Here is a 25,882-nt window from a genome sequence, read left to right on the forward strand (position 1 = left end):
CTCATAACGAGCGCGTCGACGCCGCAACTCCGGCGAACGCGCTGGTCGCGTTTGGCCTACCGTCGAACCTGCTGGTGGATCGACCCCGCAGGGAGTCGACGAGCTGAGGAGTGTGGTGGTGACAACCTCGTACCGCGCGTTAGCTGACAACGTCTCCGTGGCCGGTGCCCAGATTCCCGAGCTGTCCTTCGCCGCCGTGCGCTCCGGTGACCTCAGCGCCCGGCTGGACCGCGCGCAGACCGCGGGCGGGCACACCGTCCTGGTGTCCGGCCCGGCGGGCAGCGGCAAGACCGTCGCGTTGGTCGACTGGGTGACCAGGTCGCGCAAGGCCAGGGCGGCCACCGTCGGCTGGCTCACCGTCACCGCGCCGCTGGCCGAGAGCGGCGAGCTGATCCCGGCGCTCGCGCGGATCACGCACCGGCCGGCCGACGCCGTCGACACCACGTTGCGCACCCCGGCCGATCAGGCCGCCGAACTGGTCGACGCGCTGGCGGCGCGCGGCGAGCACACCGTCCTGGTGCTCGACGACGCCCACCTGATCACCGACCCGCTGCAACTGGCCGGGCTGGAATACCTGCTCGCGCACCTGCCCGGCACGGTCACCGTGCTGCTCGCGGGCCGGTTCGATCCGCCGCTGCGCTGGCACGCGCTGGAACTGGCGGGCAGGCTCACGCGGATCGGGGTCGGCGAACTCGCGCTGTCGCCGGAGCGGATCGCCCAGCTGTTCGCCCAGCACGGCTGCCGGCTCGACGACGACGAGCTCACCATGGTGCACGCGCTGACCCGTGGCTGGGCCGCGCTGGTGCGGATCGCCGCGATCTACGTGGCCGCCAACGGCGAGGACCGCGATACCGCGCTGACCACGCTGGCCCGGCCCTCGCACGCGGTCGCCGATTTCCTCGTCGCCGAGCTGATGCAGTCGCTGCCCGCGTCGACCCTCGATTTCCTGCTGGTCACCGCGGTTCCGACCCGGTTCTGCCTGCCGCTGGCCGAGGAGCTCACCGACGAGAACGCGGCGCGGATCGTCGACGAGTTGCTGCGGGCCAACTTCCCCATGCACACCGTGGCCGACGCGGGTCAGCTCTGGCACAGCTACCACCCGCTGCTGCGGGCGTATCTGCTGGCCGAGGCCGCGCACTCGCGGGCCGACCGGCTGCCGACGGTGCACCGTCGCATCGCCGAGTGGCTCGGCGCGGCCGCGCTGCCTGGCGCCGCGCTCGATCACGTGCTGGCCGAACCGGGCACCCCCGGTCTGGTGGCGTTCCTGCGGGACTGGGGGCCGCGCATGGTCCTCGACGGCGCAGGTCAGCAGTTGCTGGCCGCCATGGAGTTCCTGCCCGAGGCGACCGAGGACACCTTCGTGCGGTTGCTGCGCGCCGCGGTCGCGGTGGAGGCGGGGGAGATCGCCGCCGCCGAGGTCTATCTCGAGGCCGCGCACGTCGGGTCCGAGCAGGTCTCGCGGCTGGTCCCGGACACCTGGACGGCCTCGCTCGACCGCGCGGTGAGCGCGGGACTGGCGGTGCTGGTGGGGGATTCGGCCTCGATGGGCTGGCCGCTGCCCGCGGTGACCGGACAGCCCGATCTCGACTGCTACGCCGCGCTGCACTGCGGCACCGCCGAGGTCACCGGTGGCGCGCTCGACAGCGGGACCGCCGCGCTGCGGCACGCGATCGTGCACGCGGAGGAGGTGGGGCTCGGCAGCGTCGCGGTGCGTGCCCGGACCGCGGTCGCGGTCGCCGCCGGGTACGCGGGCCGGGTCGGTGACCTGCGGGCCCTGGCCGAGGTGGCGATCGACTGCGCCGACCGCTACGACCTGGCGCAGGCCCCCGAGGGCGTGTTCTCCCGGTTGATCGCGGCCTACGGCGCCTACCAGCAGGGCGAGGCCGTGCAGCTGCCGCCGCCGGGCCAGCCCGGTGGACCGGCGGCCGAGGCGAGTGCCCCGGCGCCCGCCCGCCAGGCCGCGGTGATCACCGGCGTGCTGATGTTCGACGCGGCCCCCGACCGCGCGGCCGCCGCGACCATGCTCTGCACCGGGACCCACCGGCTGCTCGACGACTCCCCGGCCGCCTTCGGCATCGGCACGCTGGTCACCGACGTGCTGTGGGTGCTGCTGCGCCTGCAGGCCAAGACCGACGCACAGCACCTGATCGATCACGCGACGCGGGTGTTCGGGCCGACCCCGGAGCTGGCCGTCGCCGAAGCGGGCCTGGCCGTCTACACCCATCGGCCCAGCGCGGCGCTGACGCTGCTCGAGCCGGTCCTCGGCGGCACCCCGCAGCTGACGGCGGGTGCGCTGGTGACGGCCTGGCTGCTGGAGGGGGTCGCCGCCGACCGGCTGGACCGCCCGCGCAAGGCCGAGAGCGCGTTCGAGCAGGCGCTCGCGCTCGCCTGTGGTGAACGGCTGATCCGCCCGTTCCTCGATGTGCCGGGCGCGGCCGAGACCCTCGACCGGCTGGGCGGGCGGTTCGGCCGCTTCGACGCGTTCGTCGACCTGGTCCGGTCCCATCGCGCGCCCGCCACCGACGCGCCGCAGCTCACCGAGACCGAACTCGCCGTGCTGCGCCAGCTCCCCTCCGGCATGACCGCGATCAATATCGCCGCGAACATGGGTGTCTCGGTGAACACCGTGAAGACCCACCTGCGTGGCATCTATCAGAAGCTGGGGGTCAACGCCAGAGCCGACGCGATCGGCAACGCCCGCCGTGTCGGCCTGATCTGACGACACCGGCCCGGCCGAAACTCACCCGCAACGGATGATTTCCGCGCCGCCCGGCGCGGCTACGGTCGCGGGACCGCCAGGATTCCGACGAGGCAAGGTGGACCATGAGCACGTATCCGGACTTCGGGAACACGACCGACTTCGACAACGCGAACCGCGGCCTGATCGACAAGCTCGACCCGCCGGTGATCACCGCCGCCGACGGCCGGGTGGTCTGGGACCTCGGCGCCTACGACTTCCTCGACGGCCCGTGCCCGCCCACGGCCGACCCGAGCCTGTGGCGGCAGGGTCAGCTCTGCAACATCCAGGGCCTGTTCGAGGTCACCGAGGGCATCTACCAGGTGCGCAACTTCGACCTGTCGAACATGACGATCGTCGAGGGCGAGACGGGCGTGATCGTCATCGACCCGCTCATCTCCGCCGAGACCGCCGCCGCGGGCCTGGCGATCTACCGCAAGCATCGCGGCGACCGGCCGGTGACCGGCCTGATCTACACCCATTCGCACGCCGACCATTTCGGCGGCGCGCGCGGTGTCGTGCCGGAGGGGCATCCGGAGGTCCCGGTCATCGCCCCGGAGGGTTTCCTCGAGCACGCGGTCAGCGAGAACGTCTACGCGGGCAACGCGATGACCCGGCGCGCGATCTTCATGTACGGCACCGGCCTGGACAAGGCTCCCGACGGCCAGCTCGGCTGCGGCCTCGGCATGACCACCTCCACCGGCACGGTCACGATGATCCCGCCGACCCTCGACATCACCCGCACCGGGCAGGAGGAGGTGGTCGACGGCGTCCGCATCGTCTTCCAGCTGACCCCGGGCACCGAGGCCCCCGCCGAGATGAACTTCCTGTTCCCCGACCGCCGGGCGCTGTGCATGGCCGAGAACGCCACCCACAACATGCACAATGTGCTCACCCTGCGCGGCGCGGTGGTGCGCGACTCGCGGATCTGGTCGAGCTATCTCGACGAGGCCATCGCGCTGTTCGCCGACAAGGCCGACGTCGCCTTCGCCTCGCACCACTGGCCCACCTGGGGCGCCGACAACTGGACCGCATGGCTGGCCGGTCAGCGCGACATGTACGCCTACCTGCACGACCAGACCCTGCGCCTGCTCAACCAGGGCCTCAACGGACCCGAGATCGCCGAGATCCTCACCTTCCCGCCCGGGCTCGACGGACTGTGGGCCAACCGCGGCTACTACGGCTCGCTCAGCCACAACGTCAAGGCCATCTACCAGCGCTATCTCGGCTGGTTCGACGGCAACCCGGCGCACTTGTGGGAGCACACCGAGGTGGAGCAGGCCAAGCGCTACGTCGCCGACTACGGCGGCGTCGACGCCGTCGTCGCCAAGGGGCGTACCTACGCCGCCGAGGGCGACCACCGGTTCGCGGCCACGCTGCTCAATCACGCCGTCTTCGCCGACCCGGGCAACACCGCGGCCAAGGAGGCGCTGGCCGAGGTCTATCAGACCCTCGGCTACGGCAGCGAGAACGGCACCTGGCGCAACTTCTTCCTGGTCGGCGCGACCGAGCTGCGCAACGGCCCGACCCCGGTCAGCCTGGACACCACCGACCCGCAGATGATGGCGGCGCTGACGATCGACATGATCATCGACTCGATCGCCATCCGGATCAACGGCCTGCGCGCCGCCGAATCGGACTTCGCGCTGGACCTGAACCTGACCGACAGCGGCGCGGTCACCCGGCTGACCATGTCCAACGGCGCGCTCACCCACCGCACCGCGTCCGGGCACGCGCCGTTGCGCGGCCCGGCCGACCTCACCCTGACGCTGACCAAGACGCAACTGCTGCTCGGGCTCGGTGGCCAGGGCTTCGACGGCGTCACGATGGACGGCGATCAGGCGGTGCTGAAGACCCTGGTCGGCCTGATCGAGACGCCCGACCCGAGGTTCCCGATCGTCACACCCTGAGACCCAGCTCGGGGTTCATGAACAGCGCCCCCGGCCGCCCAGGGCCGGGGGCGCTGTTGCGCGTGGTCTCAGCCGAGCAGCTGTGCCTTCGCGGCGGCGAACTCGGCGTCGGAGAGCGCACCGGCGGCGTGCAGGTCGCTCAGCTGCTTGAGCTTCGCGACCAGGTCGACCGGCGCGGCGGGCGGCGGCGCGGGCGCCGCGGGCGCGGGCTGCGGTGGCGGCGCGGCGTAGGCCTGCTGCTGGGCGTAGGCCTGCTGCTGGTCGTAGTTCTGCTGATCGGCGTAGGCCTGCTGTTCGGCCGAGCGTTTCCTGGCCCGGTTGTTCACGGCGTTGGAGGTGGCGGTCGCGGTACCCGCGACGACCGCGGTGCGGGCGATCGTGCCCAGCAGTCCCGGCCGCCCGACGCGGCCCCTTCGTAGTGGCATGACGATTCCTCCCTAGCCGGTCGTCGCCGCGGACACCGCGGCCTGGACGACATCGCGCGGCACCTGAACGTGCAGCGTCACCTCACCCCTGGCGCCGCGCACGGCGCCGGCCAGCCGCGCGGCCCAGGTCTGCTCGAAGACCAGGATCACCGACGTGCTGCCGGGTGCCATCGAGGTGCGCACCACCTCCACGTCGGCCGCGCTGACCAGGTCGATGTCGGCGGCGGTGAGCCCGGTGAGACCCACCTCGGCCAGGTCGTCGTCGATCTCCTTCTCGGTGATGGTGCCCGCGTCGTCCATCGTCAGCACGATCAGATCGAGCAGGGTCACCAGTCCGTTCTCGACGACCTCGGCGAGCGCGTCGGTGACCGACTCGTCGACCGCGGTGCCGGGGAAGGTGAGGACGAGGAAGTCGACCGGGCCCAGCGCAGGTGTTGTTCCCATGGCGTGATCGTGCGCCGATCCCGCGGCGCCCACCTCACCCGAATCGGGTGAACCGGGGCGGCGTCCGGAGTTCTAGCGTTGATCGTATGAATGGCATCGTCGTCGTCGTGGTCGGAGCGCTGCTGTGCTTCTACGGCATCCGATCGGTCCACCTGGGCATCATCGCGATCGGCTTCGGTCTCGGCTGGATGATCGCCGACCTGTTCAACGCCTCGCTGGCCTGGCTGGTACTGATCGGCCTGATCGGCGCGGTGTCCTCGTGGGTGATCACCTCGCTGGTGTTCCGCTTCGCGTCGTACTTCATCGGCGGCCTCACCGGCGCGATGATCGGCACCAAGCTGGCGACGGTGTTGCAGCCCGGCGACAAGAATGTCGCGCTGAGCATGATCGTGGCGCTGGCCATGTGTGTGGCGGGCGCCTTCCTGGCCGAGAAGTTCCGCGCTCGCGCCCTGCTGTGGCTGACCTCGATCGGCGGCGCCAGCATGGTGGTCAGCGGCCTGGGCCGGATGAGCGACTCGCTGGCGTTCCTGCGCGATCCCGAGCCCGGCTGGCAGCAGGTGACCTCCGTGCTGGCCTGGTTGGGTCTGTCGTTGCTCGGCTGGATCACCCAGCGGCACCTGTTCGCCGAGAAACTCGGCATCCAGCACCTCGCCGGCGGTGGCGACGACGAGATCGACCAGAGCAAACGCAACGGCGGCTGGCCCACCCGCTGAGGGCTACTCGGTCGGCGTCTGCAGCGCGGGGAACCAGACGTCGGTGAGCACGGTGGCGGCCTTCTCGGCCGTGACGTCGATGACGCCCTGCATGGCCCACCGGGTGAAGAACCGTTCGAGCTGGGCGACCAGCAGTTCGATCCGCAGCCTGGCCTCGTCGCGGCGGTGCTCGGGCCAGCGGGCGAGGTAGGCGGGCATGCTGTCGGCCAGCGTCATGATGCCCTCGCGCGCGACCGCGCGGAATTCCGGTTCCAGCGCGGTGGCCTCGTCCCAGGCCGGGAGCATGTCCTTGTTGGTGAGGAACCAGTAGATCGCGCGGGTCATCCACTCCTCGAACGCGGCCCGGGAACCGGTGGTGAGCACCCGGTCGAGGTCGGCGTAGAACTCCCGGACGCTGGTCAGCGTGCCCTCGTTGGCGATCGCCCGCAGCACCTCGCCCTTGCTGGTGAAGTGCAGGTAGAACGTCGCCCGGCTGCACCCGACGGCGGCCACGATGTCGTCGACCCGGACCGCGGAGTAGCCCTCGGTCTCGAACAGCGACCGCGCGGTTTCCACGATCTTGTTCCTGGTGAGGCGCTTCTGTTCCTCGCGCAGGGAGCCGCGGCGCGCAGCGGGTTCGGTCGGCATGAGCCCATCTTAGACGATCCGACCATTCACTAGACACCGTGTCTAGTGAGACGCTACGCTGTGGTTCACGTCACTCGGTGCGGTCATCGACGACCGCGCTGTTCAGGAGTTGTGCATGGATACACGCGAATTGCCCAGGGTCTGCGTCATCGGCGCCGGACCTTCGGGTATCACCGTCGCCAAGCGACTGGCCGAGAACGGAATTCCGTTCGACTGCTACGAGGCGTCCGACGAAGTCGGTGGCAACTGGTACTACAAGAACCCGAACGGGATGTCGGCCTGCTATCAGAGCCTGCACATCGACACCTCGAAGTACCGCCTGCAGTTCGAGGACTTCCCGGCGCCCGAGGAATGGCCGCACTTTCCGCACCATTCGCAGCTGCTGCAGTACTTCAAGGACTACGTCGACCATTTCGACCTGCGCGACCACATCCGGTTCAACACCCTGGTCACCGCCGCCGAACGCGACGACGCCGGGCTCTGGCGGGTGACCACCGCGGCGGGCGACACCGAGGTCTACGACGCGCTGATCGTCTGCAACGGCCACCACTGGAATCCCCGATTCCCGGACTACCCCGGCGAATTCGACGGCGTGCTGATGCACAGCCACGCCTACAACGACCCGTTCGATCCGGTCGACATGCGCGGCAAGCGGGTCGTGGTGGTCGGCATGGGCAATTCCGGCCTCGATATCGCCTCGGAACTGTCCCAGCGCTTCATCGCGTCGAAGTTGTTCGTCTCGGCCCGCCGCGGTGTCTGGGTGCTGCCCAAATACGTGAACGGCGAAGTGGGCGACCGGCGTTCGATGCCGTCCTGGATGCCGGCCAAGCTGGCGCTCAAACTCAAGCAGCGCTTCGTCCGCAAGAATCGCGGCGACATGCGCAACTACGGCCTGCCCGCGCCCGATCACGAGCCGTTCGAGGCGCATCCGTCGGCGAGCGAGGAATTCCTGCACCGGGCCGGCTGCGGTGACGTGGAATGCAAGCCCGCGATCACCCGCCTGGACGGTGACACCGTGCATTTCGCCGACGGCAGCAGCGAACAGGTCGACGTGATCGTCTGCGCCACCGGCTATCACATCAGCTTCCCGTTCCTCACCGACGCCGCGCTGGTCCCCGACGCGGCCAACCGGTTCCCGCTGTTCCAGATGATGCACAAGCCCGGGGTGGACAATCTGTTCTATCTCGGCCTGGCCCAGCCGATGCCGACGCTGGTGAACTTCGCCGAGCAGCAGAGCAAGCTGGTGGCCGCCTATCTGACCGGCCGCTACCACCTGCCGCCGCGCGCGGAGATCGAGACGGTGCTGCGCGAGCAGGAATCCCGGCGCACCGGCCGCTACTACGATTCGCCACGGCACACCATCCAGATCGAATTCGAGCCGTATGTGCGCTCGATGACGAAGGAGATCGCGCGCGGTGCGAAACGCGCTGCCGCGGCTGGCAATACACTGCCGGTTCCCGCTCGCGCGACCGCGGGGGTGCCGCGATGAGCGCCGCCGGTTTCTGTCTCGACGAATTCGCCGGTGTGCGCGCCGCTTTCGACGAGGAACTCGACGGGGGCGCCGAAGTCGGCGCGGCCCTGTGTGTCACGGTCGACGGTGAGCCGGTCCTCGACCTGTGGGGCGGCTGGGCCGACCCGGGCAAGACCCGGCGCTGGGGTGTCGACACCCTGGTCAACGTCTTCTCGGTGACCAAGACGATGACCGCCCTGTGCGCGCTGCTGCTGGTCGACCGCGGCGACCTCGACCTCGACGCGCGGGTGGCCGCCTACTGGCCCGAGTTCGCGGCCAACGGCAAGGACGCCGTCCTGGTCCGGCACCTGCTCTCGCACACCTCCGGTGTCTCCGGCTGGGAGAAGCCGATCGAACTGGCCGACATCTACGACACCGAGGCCGCCGCGGCCCGGCTGGCGACCCAGGCGCCCTGGTGGGAGCCGGGCACCGCGTCGGGCTATCACGCCATCAACTACGGGCATCTCATCGGTGAACTGGTGCGCCGCATCACCGGTCGCTCGCTCGGCCGCTTCTTCGCCGAGGAACTGGCGGGCCCGCTCGGCGCCGATTTCCACATCGGCACCGGTCCCGAGCACGCCGACCGGATCGCCACCCTGATCCCGCCGGAACTGCCCGAGTTCGACCTGTCGACCCTCGACCAGGACAGCGTGCTGATCAAGACGCTCACCAGTCCCTGGCTCGAGATCGGCGAGACCGCGACGCCGGCCTGGCGGGCGGCCGAGATCGGCGGCACCAACGGGCACGGCAACGCGCGCTCGGTGGCCCGGATCCAGTCGCTGATCGCCAACGGCGGCGAGCTCAGTGGGCGGCGATTCCTCTCGCCCGCCACCATCGAGCTGATCTTCCGCGAGCAGGCCGACGGCGTCGACCTGGCCCTGCTGACCCCGCTGCGCTTCGGCATCGGCTACGGGCTGCCCCGGCCGCAGACCTTCCCGCACATCCCCGACGGCCGGGTCTGCTGGTGGGCGGGCTACGGCGGGTCGATGGTCGTCAACGACCTGGATCGCCGGATCACCTTCGCCTACACCATGAATCGGATGGCGACCGGCCTGATCGGCTCCGACCGCTGCGACCGGTATCTGAAGGCCACCTTCGACGCGATGGGGGAGCGGCGATGACGATGCGCGCGATGCAGCTGACCGCGCCGGGCACCCTCGAACTGCGGACCGTGCCGGTGCCCGACCTCGGCCCCGACGATCTGCTGCTGCGGGTCGGCGCGGCCGGGATCTGCCATTCGGATTCGTTCGTGCTGAGCCTGCCGTTCCCGATGAGCGAGCAGCCACTCACCCTCGGCCACGAGATCGCGGGCACCATCGAGGCGGTCGGCTCGCGGGTCGCGGGCCGCCGGGTCGGCGAGCGCGGACTCGTGTACCTGTGCTGGTCCTGCGGTGAATGCCGGGAGTGCCTGCACGGCAACGAGAACGTCTGCCTGGCGGCCGGTCGCACGGCCATGCCGCCGTGCCCCGGCCTCGGCCCCGACGGCGGGATGGCCGAGTACGTGCGCATCCCGGTGCGCTCGTTCGTCCCCATCGGCGACATGGATTTCGCGCAGGCGGCCCCGCTGGCCGACGCGGCGCTCACCCCCATGCACGCCATCCGCGGCGCGCTGGACCAGCTGTGGCCGGGCGCCACCGCGGTCGCGATCGGCATCGGCGGACTCGGCCACGTCGCGGTCCAGCTGTTGAAGGCGCTCACCGACACGAGGGTCATCGCGGTCGACGTCGATCCCGACAAGCTCGCGCTGGCCACCGCCTGCGGCGCCGATGTCGCGCTGACCGCCGGTGCGGACACCGCCGCCACCATCCTCGAGCTGACCGGTGGACGCGGCGCCGAGGCGGTGTTCGACTTCGTCGGCGCCGACGCCACCGCGAAGCTGGCCGTGGAGACGGTCGCCCCCAACGGCGCCTACCGGATGGTGGGGCTGGCCGGCGGCATCCCCGGCATCGACTCCGGCCCGGCGGGCGGACCCGGCCTGCCGTGGGGCGCCACGGTGCGCAAGTCCTACGGCGGCACCCGCGGCGACCTCGTCGACGTGATCACCCTGGCCGCCGCGGGCAAGGTGCGCGCCGAGGTCGAACGCTTCGACCTCGCCGACGCCCGTACCGCCTTCGACCGACTCGACGCGGGCGCGATCCGCGGACGCGCCGTCCTCATCCCCTGATGGAGAACAAGACCATGACCGATGTCGTTGACCCGCAGGAATTCGTGGCCAAGGTCGCCGCGGGCCTGACCGCGCCCGGCGCGCCCTTCGAGCTGACCGTCGAACCCGTTCTCGGCGTGCCGATCCCGGTGCTGGCCGAGCGCCGACGCAGCCTGCGTGAGCTGCTCGAACACTCGCGGAGCTGGGGCGAGCGCGACTACCTGATCACCGAGGACCGCCGCCTGTCCTTCGCCGAGCACGCCGCGGCCGCTGGCGCGCTGGCCACCGCGCTGGCGACCCGCTACGGCGTCGGCAAGGGCGACCGGGTCGGCATCCTGGCCGCCAACGGCCCGGACTGGGTGATCACGTTCTGGGCCGCGCAGTGCCTGGGCGCCATCCCGGTCGGCTACAACGCCTGGTGGGCGCCGCCGGAGATCGCCTACGGGCTCGAGCACGCGGCGCCCACCGTGGTGATCGCCGACGCCAAACGGGCCGCGCTGCTCGCCGAGACCGGCACCGATATCCCGGTGCTCACCATGGACGGTGACCTGCCCGCCCTGATCGCCGAATTCGGCGGTGGCGAGATCCCGGACACGCCGGTCGACGAGGACGATCCGGCGGTGATCCTCTACACCAGCGGCACCAGCGGCAGGCCCAAGGGCGTGGTGCACTCGCAGCGGAACATGGTGGCCATCAGCGACTATCACCGTTTCACCGACGCGATGCTCGCCGCGTTCGCCGGTCAGCCGCCCAGCGACGCGCCGAGTGATCGCCGCTACCTGGTCACCGCCCCGCTGTTCCACATCGCCAGCCTGCACAATCTCGTCATCCCCCGGCTGGTGACGGGCGCGGCGGCGGTGTTCCCGCACGGCGCGTTCGAGGTCGGCCGGGTGCTGAGCCTGGTCGAGCGCGAGCGGGTCACCAACTGGGCCGCCGTGCCGACCATGGCCTCGCGGTTGCTGGATCACGATGTCGCCCAGCACGATCTGTCCTCGCTGGGCGCTCTCTCGCTCAACTCGGCGCCGTCCTCGCCCGCACTGCTGGCCAGCCTGCGCGAGAAGATCCCGTCCCTGCAGTTCGCGCTGACCACCAGCTACGGCCTCACCGAGAGCGGCACCGCCGCGACGGTGGCCACGCCGCTGGACCTGCTCGCCGACGACGCCTCGGTCGGCAAGCCGATCTTCGGGGTGGCGGTGGAGATCCGCGACGCCGACGGCGCGGTCGTCCCCGACGGCGAGGAGGGCGAGATCTGCATCCGCAGCCCGTACGTGATGCTCGGCTACTGGCACGACGACGCCGCCACCGCCAAGGCCATCGACGGCGAACGCTGGTTACGCTCCGGCGATTTCGGCACCGTCACCGACGGCAGGCTCACCGTCTCGGGCAGGCGCACCGACCTGATCCTGCGCGGCGGCGAGAACGTCTATCCCACCGAGATCGAGAACGTGCTGACCGAGCATCCCGCCGTCACCGAGTGCGCGGTGTTCGGCGTCGCCCATCCCGATCTCGGCCAGGAGGTGGCGGCCGTGGTGGTCGCCGAGCCCGGCACGGTCGACGCGGAGGAACTGCGCGACTTCGTCGCCGCGCGGCTCGCCTATTTCAAGGTGCCCGCCCGCTGGCGGCTCACCACCGACGCCCTGCCGCGCAACGCGACCGGCAAGGTCACCCGACGCGATCTCGCGCTCTAAGAGGAAAAAGCTATGTTCGACAGCATCATCAAGGGCGGCCGCTGGTTCGACGGCACCGGCGCCGCGTCCGCGATCCGCCACCTCGGGATCAAGGACGGCAAGGTCGCCGCGATCTCGGCGACGCCACTCGACGAGACCGGCTGCGACCGGGTCGTCGACGCCACCGGCCGGTGGGTCGTGCCCGGCATGATCGATATCCACACCCACTACGACGTCGAGGTGCTGCTCGATCCGTCGCTGTCGGAATCGGTGCGCCACGGCGTGACCACCGTGCTGCTCGGTTCGTGCTCGCTGTCGACGGTGCACGTCGACGGCGAGATCGCCGGTGACCTGTTCGGCCGGGTCGAGGCGATTCCGCGCGCCCACGTCGTGCGGGCGGTGGAGCAGACCAAGAGCTGGCACTCCGCCGCCGAGTACGCCGCCGCGCTGGACGCGCTGCCGCTCGGTCCGAACGTGGCGAGCTTCATCGGGCACTCCGACATCAGGTCAGCGGTGATGGGCCTGGACCGCGCGACCCGAAAGGACGTGCGGCCCAGCGAGACCGAACTCGCCGCCATGGCCGCGAAGCTGACCGAGGCGCTCGACGCGGGTTTCGTCGGCATGTCCTCGCAGCGGCTGCTGTTCGACAAACTCGACGGCGAACTGTGCCGCTCGCGCACCCTGCCCTCGACGTATTCGACCAGGGCCGAACGCAAGACGCTCAACACCATCCTGCGCACCCGCGGCCGCGCGCTCCAGGGCGGACCGGATGTCAACCGCTCCGACACGATGATCGCGATGGCGGCGAGCAGTATCGGCCTGTGGCGCGCGCCGCTGAAGGTCAGCCTGCTCTCGGCCGCCGACATCAAGGCGATTCCGCTGGTGGCCAAGGTGTTCCCGCTGCTGGCGCGGGCGATCAACGCGCTGCGCGGCGACTTCCGCTGGCAGCATCTGCCGGTGCCGTTCGAGGTCTACTCCGACGGCATCGACCTGCCGATCTTCGAGGAATTCGGCTCCGGCGCAGCGGCGCTGCACCTGGCCAACCATATCGACGAGCAGCGCCACCTCATGCAGGACGAGCAGTACCGGCGCAAGTTCCGCAAGGACTACGACCAGAAGTACGGGCCCCGCGTCTGGCACCGCGACTTCTTCGACGCCGACATCGTCGACTGCCCCGACCCCAGCGTGATCGGCAAGACCTTCGGCCAGGTCGGGGTCGACCGCGGCGGCGTGCACCCGGTCGACGCCTTCCTGGATCTGGTCGTCGAGCACGGCGCGAAGCTGCGCTGGCGCACCACCATCTCCAACCACCGGCCCGAGGTGCTCAATATCCTCGCCGCCGATCCCGGTATCCAGCTGGGCTTCTCCGACGCGGGCGCGCACCTGCGCAATATGGCCTTCTACAACTTCGGCCTGCGCCTGCTGCGGCGGGTCGCCGACGCCGAGCGGGCGGGCACCCCGTTCATGACGATCGAACACGCGGTGCACCGGATCACCGGCGAACTCGCCGACTGGTACGGCCTCGACGCGGGCCACCTGCGCGTCGGTGACCGCGCCGATGTCGTCGTCATCGATCCGGCGCACCTCGACGACACGCTCGACGCGTACGCCGAGCACCCGATCCCGGAGTTCGACAACCTGCCGCGCATGGTCAATCGCAACGACGAGACGGTCACCGCGGTCTTCGTCGGCGGGCGGTACGTGTTCGGCGCGGGCAGCAAGGATCCCGCGCTCGGCACCGAGCGCACCGGCCGGTTCCTGCGCGCCGGGTAGCGCGGGGCGGGGCCGGTGGGCGGTCGGCGGACCTCGATCTGGGACAGTCGAGGCAAGACCGGGCGCCCGCCGACCCCGGTACGCCGCACGTCAGCGAGAGGATCGCCCATGTCGGACGCGAAACGGATCACCTGGGGCAAGCCGCGTCGGCCCAGCGACGCCGACCGCGACGCCCTGCGCGCCGACCTGCTGACCAAGGCCCGCGCCGTGCGCGCCGACGGCTGGGCCGAGCACCGCGCGACCTGGCCCGCGGGCCAGGTCGCCGTCGTCGCCTACCTGCTCGGCGACACCGATCTGCTCACCGAACTCGACGAGACCGACACCACCGTCCTGAGCCGCTACGCCGCCGATCTCTTCGGTTTCGTCGGCGGCCGCAAGGACAACGAGAAGGGTCTCGTCGACACCCAGGCCTGGTTCGACTCCGTCCGCAAAGCCCTGGGCTGAGCCTCAGATCGGTTCGAATTCGTTGAGTTTCCAGGTCTGGTCGAACCACGGATCGAGCGGGCCGTAGAGCCGGAACAGCGGGAACCACGACTTGCCGGGCACGGTCTGCACCCAGTTGGACTCCTTGCCTGCCGGCGCCTGCGGGCCGAAATACAGGTCCCAGGAACCGTCGTCGTTGGCGACGAGGTCGCCGGAGTTCGAGGCAACGGCGGGCCACAGCGTGTCGGGGACCTGCAACAGCGACCGGGTCTGGGTGTCGTAGATGTCGACGGCCCAGAAGTTCTTCGCCGGTGGTTCGGCGTCGACGTGCAGGCGGTAGGTGCGGGCGCCGTCGAGGATGTCGCCGTTGGCGTCGTGCACGGTGTAGGTGTACGCCGAGCCCGCACCGGCCACCGCGTGCGCCATGGCAGGCGTGATGACGGTGGCGATGTAGTGGAACCGGGTGCGCGCGTCGAGCAGGCGGGCGCCGTCGCGCAGGAATTCGTAACTGCCGCCGACGAACAGATTGCGCCAGCTGCCGTAGAGCACCGTCTCCTCGTCCCGCGGCGTGAACGCGATCGCGCGCGACAGCCCGGCACCGACCCGGGCGGCCTTGTCGAGAACGGCGCGCAGGCGGTCGTCGGGGGCGAAGGGCTTGCCGTGCACGATGCCGATCGCGGCCAGCTGTCCGGCGCGTTCGGGGTCGAGCGCGGTGACCGGTTCCTCCTGGACGAGTTCGTCGACCTCGTAGAAGAACGACACGTCGTTGGCGTGCACGGTGTTGAACGGCGTCTGCGCGAAGTCGATCCACTCGTTCACCGGCGGATCCGCGGCTTCGGACAGCGGGTAGATCCGGGTGCGCTGCAACTCCGGCACCCCGCCGAGCGCGCGCAGGACCACCCAGTCGGTATAGGTCGCGGAGTGGTAGGTGAAGTAGCCGTCCGGGAGATCGCCGGTGTAGCCGGGCGGGACGAACAGATACTTGCCGCCCGCGCCCTGGTCCGGACCCGGAATACCCATGTCGGCGACATAGCGGAACCAGAAGTCGTCGATCACGCACATCGACCGGGGCGGTGCCTCGATCACCGTCGGCCCCCACGCCTTCAGATCGAGAAAGGTGGTGCCGTAGGTGGTTTCGGTATTGGGGGTCAGCGCGATGCCCCGGGAGTCCGCGCGCGGATCGGAGAAGCCGATCGCGTAGCCGCCGATGCCCAGCGACCGCAGACCCGCGCGGAAGGCGACCAGGGAGGCGCCCGGAACACAGTTGAGGAACACATCGATACCGCGCAGCAGATCGAGACCGTCATAGAGCGTGTCCAGCGACTCCGGCAACGGCACCCCGTCGAAGAACTTCAGCACGCCGAACGGACTGTCGATGACATCGGGCGTGGAGATGGACTCGATCGTCGCGCGCATCTGCTCGGGCGTTAGGCCGCGCGTCTCGGACATGACAAACCTCCCTGCGGAACCGACTACGGTCCCGCCCGAGGCTAAGCGCGGCATCGAGCCGCCCACCTCACCCGGAACGGGTGATTTCACCCCGCCGCGATCACCCGCGCCTCGCCGTCGGCATCCGGCTCCGAGCCCTAGGGTGCCGTGGCCTCTGCCAGGTCGAGGGTGATGGGGAACGGCAGGGTCAGCTCGAGGGTGTCGTGGTAGATCCCGGTCGGCGCGTACTGACCGGTGGCCGGGTCCAGTTCGAAGACGTAGACGACCGCGCGCCCGTCGACGTTCTCGACGCGCCAGAAGTGGGGGATGCCGGCGTCCGCGTAGAGCACCGGCTTGCGCTTGCGATCACGAATCACCGAGTCGGGGGAGACCACCTCGATCGCGAGAAGCACGTCCTGTGGTTCGTAGGTCGTTTGTTCGAGGCCCGTGCTCGCTGCCGCGTCGACGATCATGATGTCGGGCTCCGGTCGTTGCCGGGCGGAGAGGGTCACGGTCATCTCCCGACGCACGTGGAGATGACCCGGAGCCTGAGCTTTGAGACTGTCGCGAAGATAGTCGATGACCAGCATGTGAAACGCCATCTGCGGGCTCACGAAGACGAGGCTCCCGTCGATCAGCTCGGTGTGCGGGGGAAGGCCGGTCAGACGATCCAGGTCGTCGGCGGTGAATCCTTCCGGCGGCGGCACCAGCCAATCAGGGAATGCCTCGGGGTCGGCGGGTTCTTGCAGCGGCATCGGATCTGCAGTCATCGGTCCCCTCGCTAGTCGGTGTTCCAGCTGACCGGACCAGTATGGCACCGGCCCGGGTCAGGGGGTACGAGCGCGCGGAAACCGGGTCCTACCAGCGGTCGGGGGTGACCGGGGCGTCCCAGGCCTTGGCGAAGCGGGTCTTGTCCTTGGTGTCGACTTCGCGGCGGCGGTAGACGATGTAGGGGCGGGTCAGGTAGCCGATGGGGGCGCTGAACATGTGGACCAGGCGGGTGTACGGCCAGGCGGCGACCAGGGCCAGCACGACCAGGCCATGCAGCTGGAAGGTCCACGGGACGCCGACCATCAGGCCCGGTTCGGGGTTGATGGTGAACAGGCTGCGGAACCAGGGGGAGACGGTCTCGCGGTAGTTGTAGGTGCCCCACAGCAGGTTGGAGCCCCAGGTGTTGAGCAGGCCGGTGACCAGGGCCAGCGTCAGCAGGGTGTACATCATCACGTCGTTGCGGCTGGTCGCCTTGCGCACGGCGGGCACGACGATGCGGCGGTAGCAGAGGATGGCGACGCCGACCACCACCATCAGCCCGGCGACCGAACCGGCGCCCACCGCGACCAGGTGATAGGCGTGCTCGGAGATGCCGAGCGCGCTGGTCCACGACTCGGGGATCAGCAGACCCATCACGTGCCCGCCGAACACCCCGAGCATGCCGAAGTGGAACAGCGGGCTGCCCAGCTGCAACAGCTTGGACTCGTAGATCTGCGAGGACCGGGTGGTCCAGCCGAACTGGTCGAACCGGTAGCGCCAGACATGGCCGAGCACGAACGACGTGGCGGCGATGTAGGGCAGGATCAGCCACAGGCCTTCGGGGAGCGGGATGGTGGCGTTCATCGGCGGCCTTCCGTGGCGTCGAACAACGAGGGGTCCATGGCGAAGGGTTCCAGTCCGACTTCCTCCTCGGGCGGGCCCTGCGCGGCGAGCTCGGCGATGCGGCGCCGATCGGCGGTGGTCACCGGCGGCAGCGTGGTCAGCACCGCGGCGAGGACGCCACTGTAGGGAGAGTTGTTGTCGCCCAGCGACAGTCGCAGCAACTCCAGCACCGGCACGTGCTCACCCAGCAGGCGCTCGCCGCCGATCGGGTCGACGGTGGCGGCGAACTCCAGCAGCACCGGCAGGTGGTCGGGCAGTTCCTCGTCGCCGAGTTCCACCCCCGCCTGCCGGTAGGCGTGCTTGAACCGCAGCAGCGCCATGCCGCGCTTGCGGGTGTCGCCGTAGGCGTAGAAGGTCAGGTGCAGGCTGGCGCGGCGGCGCATGTCGAAGGTCTCGACATAGCTCTGCGCGACCTCGATCGAGGGCGTCTCGCGCAGATAGGTCAGCACCGCGTCGAAGTGCGCCCGCACCTCGGCGGGCAATTCGCCCGCCGCCGAGGACATCTGGTCGAGCAGCGCCAGCGTCGACTCACCGGGGTAGTCGAGCAGCAGCGCGGCCAGCCGCCAGACGACCCGCCGGTCGTGCTCGGGCATGGCGGTGACCGGCTGCGGCCGCCTGCGGATCGAGAGCAGACTCATTGCGCCGCACCGCTGACCGTGGAGTCGGCGACGGCAGCGCCGTTGCTGCCGTTGCCGTTGCTCCCTGCGGCGGCGCCGTTGCCGTTCGCGGTGGGCGCAAGCTTGTCGCTGCTCGGCACGAGCCCGCTGGTGCTGCGGCCGTCCCAGTTGAGCAGGTTGATCCGCCCCGACTTCTCCTCGGGCGCGGCCTGATTGGTGTCGGCCAGCGAGAACTTCTCCACCACCTGGTCGAACGCGGTCATGCCCGGTCCGCCGTCGGTGTCGAGGCTGCAGCCGGTGGCCAGCGAATCCAGTTCGTGCGCACGAGAAGTCGCGCCGGACGGGATCACATAGCGGTGCTCGTACTTGGCGATCGCGAGCAGCCGGTACATGGCCTCGATCTCCTCGGGCTCGAGCCCGATCGACGGCGCGATCCCGGGTTCGGGCTCCTCACCGAGGTTGACCGACCGCATGAACGCGCGCATGCCGGCCAGGCGTTGCAGCGAGGCGCGCACCGGCCCGATCTCGCCCGCGGTGAACAGCTCGGCCAGGTACTCGATCGGGATGCGCAGCGCGTCGATGGCGCCGAACAGGTTGCCCGCGTCCTCGCCGTCGTGACCGGTCTCGCTGAGCACGTCGACCACCGGCGACAGCGGCGGCACGTACCAGACCATCGGCATGGTGCGGTATTCCGGGTGCAGCGGCAGTGCCAGCTGGTAGTCCACGATCAGCTTGTAGACCGGCGAATCCTGCGCGGCCTGAATCCATTCCGGCGAGATGCCCGCCTTCTCGGCCTCCGCGATCACCCGCGGGTCGTGCGGGTTGAGGAACACGCCCAGCTGCGAGGGGTAGAGGTCCTTGTCATCGGTCACCGACGCCGCCTCGAGCACCGCGTCGGCGTCGTAGAGCATCACGCCGATGTAGCGCAGCCGCCCGACGCAGGTCTCCGAGCACACGGTCGGGATGCCGACCTCCACGCGCGGGTAGCAGAAGGTGCACTTCTCCGCCTTGCCCGTCTTGTGGTTGAAGTAGATCTTCTTGTACGGGCAGCCGGTGATGCACTGCCGCCAGCCGCGGCACTTGTCCTGGTCGACCAGGACGATGCCGTCCTCCTCGCGCTTGTAGATCGCGCCCGACGGGCACGACGCGGCGCACGACGGGTTCAGGCAGTGCTCGCAGATGCGCGGCAGGTAGAACATGAAGGTCTCTTCGAACTCCAGTTTCACCTTGTCCTCGAGCTTGCCGAGCAAGGGGTCCTTGCCGACCGCTTCGGGACCGGAGCCGAGGTCGTCGTCCCAGTTCGCGCCCCAGGTGACCTTGGTGTCCTCGCCGGTGATCAGCGACTTCGGCCGCGCGACCGGGGTGGTGTCGGTGGGCGGGGAGGCCAGCAGATTGTCGTAGTCGTAGCTCCACGGCTCGTAGTAGTCCTCGACCGTGGGCAGATCCGGGTTGGCGAAGATGTTCATCAGGCGCTTGAACCGCGAGCCCGACTTCAGCGACAGCTTGCCACGCTTGTTCAGCGTCCAGCCGCCCTTCCACTTCTCCTGATCCTGGTACTGGCGCGGATAACCCTGTCCTGGCCGGGTTTCCACATTGTTGAACCAGACGTATTCGGTGCCGCCGCGGTTGGTCCACGCCTGCTTACAGGTGACGCTGCAGGTGTGGCAGCCGATGCACTTGTCCAGGTTCATGACCATGGCGAGCTGAGCCATTACGCGCATGTCAGTACTCCACGTTCTGGTTGCGGCGGCGGATGGTGGTGACCTCGTCACGCTGGTTTCCGGTGGGGCCGTGGTAGTTCAGGGCGAAGGACTGCTGGGCGTAGCCGCCGATCAGGTGCGACGGCTTGATCAGCACCCGGGTGAGCGCGTTGTGGATACCACCGCGCTTGCCCTTGGACTCCTTGGTCGTGGTCTCGGTGCCCTCGATGCGCGGCACGTCCACCGCGCGGTCCTGCGCGTGGTACATGAAGACCGTGCCCTCGGGCATGCGGTGCGAGACGATGGCGCGGGCGACGACGATGCCGTTGCGGTTGACCGCCTCGATCCAATCGTTGTCGGCGACACCGATCTTGGCCGCGTCGCGGTCCGACATCCAGATCGTCTGACCGCCGCGCGAGAGCGTCAGCATGTGCAGGTTGTCCTGGTAGGCGGAGTGGATGGACCACTTCGAGTGCGGGGTCAGGTAGCGCACGGTGACGCCGCTGCCGCTCACATTGCCGATGCTCGGTTCGGCGAACAGCGCGGTCATGTCCAGCGGCGGCCGGAAGATCGGCAGCTGCTCGCCGAGTTCGATCATCCAGTCGTGGTCGAGGTAGAAGTGCTGGCGCCCGGTGAGGGTATGCCACGGTTTCTGCCGCTCGACATTGATGGTGAACGGCGAGTACCGGCGGCCACCGCTCTCACTGCCCGACCACTCCGGCGAGGTGATCACCGGCACCGGCCTGGCCTGGGTGTCGGCGAAGGTGATCTGCTTGCCCTCGGCCTCGGCCGCGAGATCGGCCAGCTTGGTGCCGGTGCGGCGCTCGAGCTGGTGGAAGCCCTCGACCGCGAGGCGGCCGTTGGTCGTGCCCGACAGCGCCAGGATGGTCTCGGCGGCGAAGGTGTCCTTGGCCAGCGACGGCCGCCCGGCCGCGACGCCGGAGACGACGGTGCCGTTCTTGCCGGCGAGGTACTCGACTTCCTTGTCCGGGTAGGTGGTGATGCCCTTGGTGGTCACGCCGAGGGTATCGACCAGCGGGCCCAGCGCAGCGAGCTTCTCCGCGATCTTGGTGTAGTCGCGCTCGATCTCCACGATCTTGGGCATGGTCTTGCCCGGAATCGGCTCGCACTCACCGGCTTTCCAGTCCAGCACCTTGCCGCCCGCCTGCGCGAGCGCGTCGGGGGAATCGTGCTGCAACGGCACCGCGACGATGTCGCGGCGGGTGCCCAGGTGCTTCTCGGCCAGCCAGGAGAACCCGCGGGCGATGCGGTGGAACGCCTCGAAGTCGGTCTTGGCCTCCCACGGCGGGGAGATGGCGGGGGAGAACGCGTGCACGAACGGGTGCATGTCGGTGGAGGACAGGTCGTGCTTCTCGTACCAGGTGGCGGCGGGCAGCACGATGTCGGCGAACAGCGTGGTGCTGGTCATGCGGAAGTCCAGCGCCAGCAGCAGATCCAGCTTGCCCTCCGCGCCTTCCTCGCGCCATTCCAGCTCCTGCGGCCGCACGCCGGTGGCGTCGGTGGTCTGCAGGTTGGAGCCGCAGCCGAGCAGGTGCTTCTGGAAGTACTCGTTGCCCTTGCCGGAGGAGCCGAGCAGGTTGGCCCGCCACACGGTGAGCACGCGCGGGAAGTTCTCCGGGGCGTCGGGGTCTTCACAGGCGAACCGCAGGTCACCGGACTTCAGCTGGGAGACGACGTGTTCGGCGGCGGTGTTGCCTGCGGCCGCGGCCTCGTCGCTGAGGTCGAGCGGGTTGCGGTTGAACGTGGGGTAGCTCGGCATCCAGCCGAGCCTGCTGGCCAGGGCGATGTTGTCGGCGGCGGTGCGCCCGGCGAACTTGCCCTTACCCAGCGGGGAGGCGAACGCGTCGGAGGTGAACGGGTCGTAGCGCCACTGGTCGTTGGTGAGGTACCAGAACACGGTGCCCTGCATCTGGCGCGGCGGGCGCTGCCAGTCCGACGCCGAAGCCAGGGTGGCCCACCCGGTCACGGGACGGCACTTCTCCTGGCCGACGTAGTGGGCCCAGCCGCCGCCGTTCTTGCCCTGGCAGCCGGTGAGCAGCGTCAGCGTGAAGAAGGCGCGGTAGATCTGATCGGAGTGGAACCAGTGGTTGGTGCCGGCGCCCATCAGGATCATCGAGCGACCGCCGGAACGCTCGGCGTTGTCGGCGAATTCGCGGCCGATGCGCGCGGCCTGCACGGCGGGGACGCCGGTGATGGCCTCCTGCCAGGCCGGGGTGTACGGCGAGTCGGCGTCGTCGTAGCCCTTCGCCCACTCGCCCGGCAGACCGTCGCGGCCGAGGCCGTACTGGGCCAGCAGCAGGTCGAACACGGTCGTGACCCGCTTGCCCGCAACGATTTTCGTCGGGACGCCACGCAGGATCGTCTCGGCGGTGTCGGTGTCGAAGCGCGGCAGGGCGATCGTGGCCGGAGCGTCCTCGGAATGGCCGAGCAGGGTGAGCAGCGGATCGACGCCCTCGAGGTCGAGGTTCCACTTGCCCGCGTCGCCCTCGCCGAAACGGTGGCCCAGCGAACCGTTGGGCACCACCGGGTTTCCGGCCTGATCCAGCAGCACCGGCTTGTGCTCGACGCCCTCACCGGTCTGACCCAGATCGGCGGCGGTGAGGAACTTCCCGGGCAGGGCGCCGTTCTGGTCCGCCGCCTCGTCGAGACAGATCAGATACGGCAGGTCGGTGTAGGACTTGATGTAGTCGAGGAACATCGGAGTCTGCTTCTCGAGGAAGAACTCCTTGAGCACCACGTGGCCCATGGCCATCGCCAGCGCCGCGTCGGTGCCGGGGCGGGCCGCCACCCACTCGTCGGCGAACTTGGTGTTGTCGGCGTAGTCGGGGGAGACGACGACGACCTTCTGGCCGCGGTAGCGCGCCTCGGTCATGTAGTGCGCGTCGGGCGTGCGGGTCACCGGGACGTTGGAGCCCCACATGATCAGGTAGCCCGCGTCGAACCAGTCGGCCGACTCCGGCACGTCGGTCTGATCGCCGAAGACCTGCGGCGATGCCACCGGAAGGTCGGCGTACCAGTCGTAGAAGGAGAGCATGTAGCCGCCGATCAGCGACACGAACCTGGCACCGGTCGCGTGGCTGACCATCGACATCGCGGGAATCGGCGAGAAGCCGGCCACGCGGTCGGGCCCGTACTGCTTGATCGTGTAGACGTGCGCGGCCGCGGCGATCTCGGCGGCCTCCCACCACTCGGCGCGGACGAAACCGCCCTTGCCGCGCGCGGCCTTGTACGCCTTGGCCTTGGCCGGGTCCTCGACGATCGACTCCCAGGCCAGCACCGGGTCCTTGAGCTCGGCCTTGGCCTTGCGGTACAGGTCCAGCAGGGTGCCACGCACGTACGGGTAGCGCACGCGGGCGGGGGAGTAGGTGTACCAGGAGAACGACGCGCCACGCGGGCAGCCGCGCGGTTCGTACTCCGGCTTGTCCGAGCCCACCGAGGGGTAGTCGGTCTGCTGCGACTCCCAGGTGATCACGCCGTCCTTGACGTAGATCTTCCAGGAACACGAGCCGGTGCAGTTCACGCCGTGGGTGGAGCGCACCACCTTGTCGTGCGACCAGCGGTCGCGGTAGAACGCGTCGGCGTCGCGACCACCGACCTTGTACACCGACCGGTTGTCCGGCGAGACCTCACCGCGCTGGAAGTATTTACCGAGGTTCAGCAACGTGTCGCCGATATCGGTGGGCGACGGACCATGAGTGCGCGAATTAACCACGACGCCCCCTTCGAGCTGTGCTTTCGGGCTGATAGGGGCAACTGTAAAGAGACCGGGTGCTCCGGCAAAACGAACTTTTCACATCCCCGTCTGCCCCTCGGTGAGCTGTGAGGTCGGCGAAATCTCGTGGTCACGGAGGCGGCCGCGGCGCCGGCGGGCGATCCGGGGCCGACCTGGGTGAACGACTCGCGAGCTGGCCGAACGGGCGGATCGCGGGGTCTGTCACCCGGCCCGCGGTGATGCTTCCGAAACGACTGGTTCTCCGGCGGTTTACATTTGTTTACACACCCGGCGGGTTCGCTGAACAGCGCTGATGTGACGGCCCGCACACTGCGGCGGGCTGGTCGGGGCTCATGGATGCTGGTGCGCGGGGTGTCGGATCGGGGTCGTGATCGTGTCGTCACCACGCGGCGGCGAAGTCTATAGCACTGCTGGACGGAAAGAATTCGAATCCTTTTAATTCGCCCTGACTCAGCGTGTTTCGTGACCGCGACCACAGTTGCCGGGCGGTAACTACCCAATAGGCAACGCGTCAATATAAAGAAACGGCAACTTTTCCGTTCGGCGATTGGTTCGAGGTTGAAACGTCATCCAGGATGGGGCGGTGCAGACAGGGAGGGTTCCGGTGCTACCGAAGTCATCGTCCGACGGGCCGGCTGGTCCGCCGAAGCCGCCGACACTCGGCGGGTTGCTGCGGCGACTGCGCGACGATCGGCGGATTTCCCGGGAAAAACTGGCTTTCGCGGCCGGTGTCAGCTCGAGCTACATCACCCATCTGGAGAGCGGCGACCGGGACCGGCCGACGCAGGCCGTCGTCGAGGCGCTGGTGCGCTACCTCGACCGGATCGCCCCGGTGACCGATATCGAGCGCAGGCATCTGTTCGACCTGGCCGGGCTCGCGCCCGTGGACAATCCGTCGGTCGAGGACCTGCGCGCCGAGATCAACGCCGAAATGCGCCGGACGCTGGTGCTGCAGGAACCGAACCTGGCGGCCTACGTCGACACGCGCTGGAATGTGCTGGCGGGCAACGATTCCTACCATCGCGCGTTCCCCGGCTTGGTCGAGGACGCCAATATCCTGCGCTGGTTCTTCGGCAACCCGCTCTCGCGCAAGGTGATGGTGGAGTGGGAACGGGAATCGACCCTGACCGTGCACTGGTTGCGCGGTCTGATCGGTCAGCAGGGTGGCGGCGACTGGGCGACCGAGCTGCTCGACGAGCTGGCGCAGTACCAGGACTTCCGCCGGATCTGGGACGACGGCGACACCGTCTACGGCCGCGAGCACACCGCCATGCGGCTGTGCGACCTGCACACCGGCGAGTACTACACCGTCGATGTCCAGCTCTTCCGCCTCGACTCGGTGGCCTACCCCGGCCGCATCCAGTACTACCTGGGCGTGCGCGGTCCCGACGGCGGCTAGATGCCGGCGACGGCGACGGGCGCCGCGGAGTGCGGTGTGCATGTCGTGACCAGCTCGATCAGGGCGGCGGCGATCTCGTCGGGATGGGTCACGGGGGCGCCGTGACCCGCGCCGGGCACCGTGCGCACACCCTGGGCGCCCGGGAGTCCCGCCGCCAGCCGCGCGCACTTGTCGGCGGTGCTGCTGTGGTCGTGTTCGCCCCGTAGGACGAGGGCGGGCGCGGTGATCTCGCCGAGCCGTTCCAGCACCGAATCGCGGTCGATCAGGCAGCGCGCCGCCGGAAACAGCGCGGTGCGGTCGTGGGTGAGCCAGCGGGTGATCCACCAGCGCCAGATATCCGGGCGGTCGCCGCCGATCAATTGGGGTGCCAGTTTTTCGGCCAGTGGCACCAATTCTCCGGTGCCGCACCATTCGTCGAAGAATTCCTCGTAGTAGGTTTCGTCGGCCCGGGTGCACGCGCCGGCCTCGGTATCGAGCAGGGCGAGTCCGCGGACGCGTTCCGGCGCGAGCAGAGCCATCCGCAGGGCGGCATATCCGCCCTGGCTCATTCCGCCGACAACCGCCGATTCGACGCCGACCGCGTCGAGCACCCGTAAGCCGTCTTCGGCGAGATCCCAATAGTCGAAGCGCGGGTCGGCCCCGTAGCCGGTCCGGCCGTGACCTCGGGCATCCCAGGCGATGACGTTGATACCGTTGTGCGCCAATATCGTTCGGATCGGGTCGAACATGGATTCGTCCATCAGGAAACCGTGCGCCAGCAGCACGGTCGGTCCGCGAACCGCGCCGGTACGGAAATGGATGTTCACCGAATCGGAGTGCACAAAGGGCATGTCCGAAACATACAAGTGTTAACGATGATTCCGCTCCGCCGCCGGGGCACATCGATGCCGCCGGTCCTGTGAATTCACTGGCGAGTGTATGTACCTCAGGGGGGCGTGCCTATTCTCGCCGGGATATGG

Annotated in this window: 20 protein-coding genes; 10 read left to right on the forward strand and 10 right to left on the reverse strand. The window is 69.3% G+C overall.

Going from position 1 to position 25,882, the window contains the following annotated elements; all coding sequences use genetic code 11:
• Positions 1 to 118 precede the first annotated feature (118 nt).
• Both ACFYWJ_RS12290 and ACFYWJ_RS12295 read left to right on the forward strand, forming a co-directional pair.
• On the forward strand, positions 119 to 2,719 hold the full coding sequence (locus ACFYWJ_RS12290; RefSeq protein ID WP_355280695.1) for a LuxR C-terminal-related transcriptional regulator: 2,601 nt from the start codon (positions 119 to 121) through the stop codon (positions 2,717 to 2,719).
• Between the two features lie 104 nt (positions 2,720 to 2,823).
• Positions 2,824 to 4,647 carry an alkyl sulfatase dimerization domain-containing protein gene (locus tag ACFYWJ_RS12295; protein WP_355280696.1) on the forward strand — a complete coding sequence of 608 codons (1,824 nt, stop codon included), beginning with the start codon at positions 2,824 to 2,826 and terminating at the stop codon, positions 4,645 to 4,647.
• A 68-nt stretch (positions 4,648 to 4,715) separates the two neighbouring features.
• On the opposite strand, the gene ACFYWJ_RS12300 is transcribed toward ACFYWJ_RS12295, so the two are convergent.
• Together ACFYWJ_RS12300 and ACFYWJ_RS12305 are read right to left on the reverse strand one after the other, a co-directional pair.
• Complete coding sequence (locus ACFYWJ_RS12300) at positions 4,716 to 5,072, reverse strand: SHOCT domain-containing protein (protein WP_355280697.1); 357 nt, start codon at positions 5,070 to 5,072, stop codon at positions 4,716 to 4,718.
• A 12-nt stretch (positions 5,073 to 5,084) separates the two neighbouring features.
• Positions 5,085 to 5,516: a DUF6325 family protein gene (locus ACFYWJ_RS12305; RefSeq protein WP_355280698.1), complete on the reverse strand. Its 432-nt coding sequence runs from the start codon at positions 5,514 to 5,516 to the stop codon at positions 5,085 to 5,087.
• Between the two features lie 86 nt (positions 5,517 to 5,602).
• Here ACFYWJ_RS12305 and ACFYWJ_RS12310 point away from each other — a divergent pair, with 86 nt between their 5' ends.
• Positions 5,603 to 6,229: a DUF4203 domain-containing protein gene (locus ACFYWJ_RS12310; RefSeq protein ID WP_355280700.1), complete on the forward strand. Its 627-nt coding sequence runs from the start codon at positions 5,603 to 5,605 to the stop codon at positions 6,227 to 6,229.
• 3 nt (positions 6,230 to 6,232) lie between these two features.
• On the opposite strand, the gene ACFYWJ_RS12315 is transcribed toward ACFYWJ_RS12310, so the two are convergent.
• Positions 6,233 to 6,856: a TetR/AcrR family transcriptional regulator gene (locus ACFYWJ_RS12315; protein WP_355280701.1), complete on the reverse strand. Its 624-nt coding sequence runs from the start codon at positions 6,854 to 6,856 to the stop codon at positions 6,233 to 6,235.
• A gap of 115 nt (positions 6,857 to 6,971) precedes the next feature.
• Here ACFYWJ_RS12315 and ACFYWJ_RS12320 point away from each other — a divergent pair, with 115 nt between their 5' ends.
• The 6 genes from ACFYWJ_RS12320 to ACFYWJ_RS12345 all read left to right on the forward strand — a co-directional run bounded on the left by ACFYWJ_RS12320 (position 6,972) and on the right by ACFYWJ_RS12345 (position 14,393).
• A complete protein-coding gene (locus ACFYWJ_RS12320; protein ID WP_355280703.1) occupies positions 6,972 to 8,345 on the forward strand; it encodes an NAD(P)-binding domain-containing protein in 1,374 nt (457 codons plus the stop codon).
• A complete protein-coding gene (locus tag ACFYWJ_RS12325; RefSeq protein ID WP_355280705.1) occupies positions 8,342 to 9,487 on the forward strand; it encodes a serine hydrolase domain-containing protein in 1,146 nt (381 codons plus the stop codon). The genes ACFYWJ_RS12320 and ACFYWJ_RS12325 overlap by 4 nt, the downstream gene beginning before the upstream one ends.
• A gap of 2 nt (positions 9,488 to 9,489) precedes the next feature.
• Positions 9,490 to 10,530: an NAD(P)-dependent alcohol dehydrogenase gene (locus ACFYWJ_RS12330; protein WP_355280823.1), complete on the forward strand. Its 1,041-nt coding sequence runs from the start codon at positions 9,490 to 9,492 to the stop codon at positions 10,528 to 10,530.
• Positions 10,531 to 10,544: 14 nt separating this feature from the next.
• A complete protein-coding gene (locus tag ACFYWJ_RS12335) occupies positions 10,545 to 12,197 on the forward strand; it encodes a class I adenylate-forming enzyme family protein (protein WP_355280707.1) in 1,653 nt (550 codons plus the stop codon).
• Between the two features lie 12 nt (positions 12,198 to 12,209).
• The gene (locus tag ACFYWJ_RS12340; protein ID WP_355280709.1) at positions 12,210 to 13,949 is read left to right on the forward strand and encodes an amidohydrolase family protein; all 1,740 of its coding nucleotides are present in this window, start codon (positions 12,210 to 12,212) and stop codon (positions 13,947 to 13,949) included.
• A 108-nt stretch (positions 13,950 to 14,057) separates the two neighbouring features.
• Entirely contained in the window at positions 14,058 to 14,393 is a 336-nt protein-coding gene (locus ACFYWJ_RS12345; protein ID WP_355280711.1) for a hypothetical protein, read from the forward strand.
• Positions 14,394 to 14,396: 3 nt separating this feature from the next.
• Here ACFYWJ_RS12345 and ACFYWJ_RS12350 read toward each other — a convergent pair whose 3' ends face one another.
• From ACFYWJ_RS12350 to ACFYWJ_RS12375, 6 genes are all read right to left on the reverse strand, one after another.
• Positions 14,397 to 15,821 (reverse strand): DUF1254 domain-containing protein, encoded by a 1,425-nt coding sequence (locus tag ACFYWJ_RS12350; RefSeq protein WP_355280712.1) that lies wholly within the window; start codon positions 15,819 to 15,821, stop codon positions 14,397 to 14,399.
• A 137-nt stretch (positions 15,822 to 15,958) separates the two neighbouring features.
• A complete protein-coding gene (locus ACFYWJ_RS12355) occupies positions 15,959 to 16,570 on the reverse strand; it encodes a Uma2 family endonuclease (RefSeq protein WP_355280714.1) in 612 nt (203 codons plus the stop codon).
• 88 nt (positions 16,571 to 16,658) lie between these two features.
• Positions 16,659 to 17,414, reverse strand: a complete 756-nt coding sequence (narI, locus tag ACFYWJ_RS12360; RefSeq protein ID WP_355280716.1) for a respiratory nitrate reductase subunit gamma — start codon at positions 17,412 to 17,414, stop codon at positions 16,659 to 16,661.
• Entirely contained in the window at positions 17,411 to 18,091 is a 681-nt protein-coding gene (gene narJ, locus ACFYWJ_RS12365; RefSeq protein WP_355280718.1) for a nitrate reductase molybdenum cofactor assembly chaperone, read from the reverse strand. The genes narI and narJ overlap by 4 nt, the downstream gene beginning before the upstream one ends.
• A complete protein-coding gene (narH, locus tag ACFYWJ_RS12370; protein WP_355280824.1) occupies positions 18,088 to 19,782 on the reverse strand; it encodes a nitrate reductase subunit beta in 1,695 nt (564 codons plus the stop codon). Before narH ends, narJ begins: the two co-directional genes overlap by 4 nt.
• A gap of 10 nt (positions 19,783 to 19,792) precedes the next feature.
• Positions 19,793 to 23,503 (reverse strand): nitrate reductase subunit alpha, encoded by a 3,711-nt coding sequence (locus tag ACFYWJ_RS12375; RefSeq protein WP_355280720.1) that lies wholly within the window; start codon positions 23,501 to 23,503, stop codon positions 19,793 to 19,795.
• Between the two features lie 688 nt (positions 23,504 to 24,191).
• On the opposite strand from ACFYWJ_RS12375, the gene ACFYWJ_RS12380 reads away from it, so the two are divergent.
• A complete protein-coding gene (locus ACFYWJ_RS12380; RefSeq protein WP_355280722.1) occupies positions 24,192 to 24,923 on the forward strand; it encodes a helix-turn-helix transcriptional regulator in 732 nt (243 codons plus the stop codon).
• Here ACFYWJ_RS12380 and ACFYWJ_RS12385 read toward each other — a convergent pair.
• Positions 24,920 to 25,753 carry an alpha/beta hydrolase gene (locus tag ACFYWJ_RS12385; RefSeq protein WP_355280723.1) on the reverse strand — a complete coding sequence of 278 codons (834 nt, stop codon included), beginning with the start codon at positions 25,751 to 25,753 and terminating at the stop codon, positions 24,920 to 24,922. The two genes, ACFYWJ_RS12380 and ACFYWJ_RS12385, sit on opposite strands and share 4 nt — an antisense overlap.
• Positions 25,754 to 25,882: the final 129 nt, after the last annotated feature.

Source organism: Nocardia sp. NPDC003269, assembly GCF_042888005.1.
Lineage (GTDB): Bacteria > Actinomycetota > Actinomycetes > Mycobacteriales > Mycobacteriaceae > Nocardia.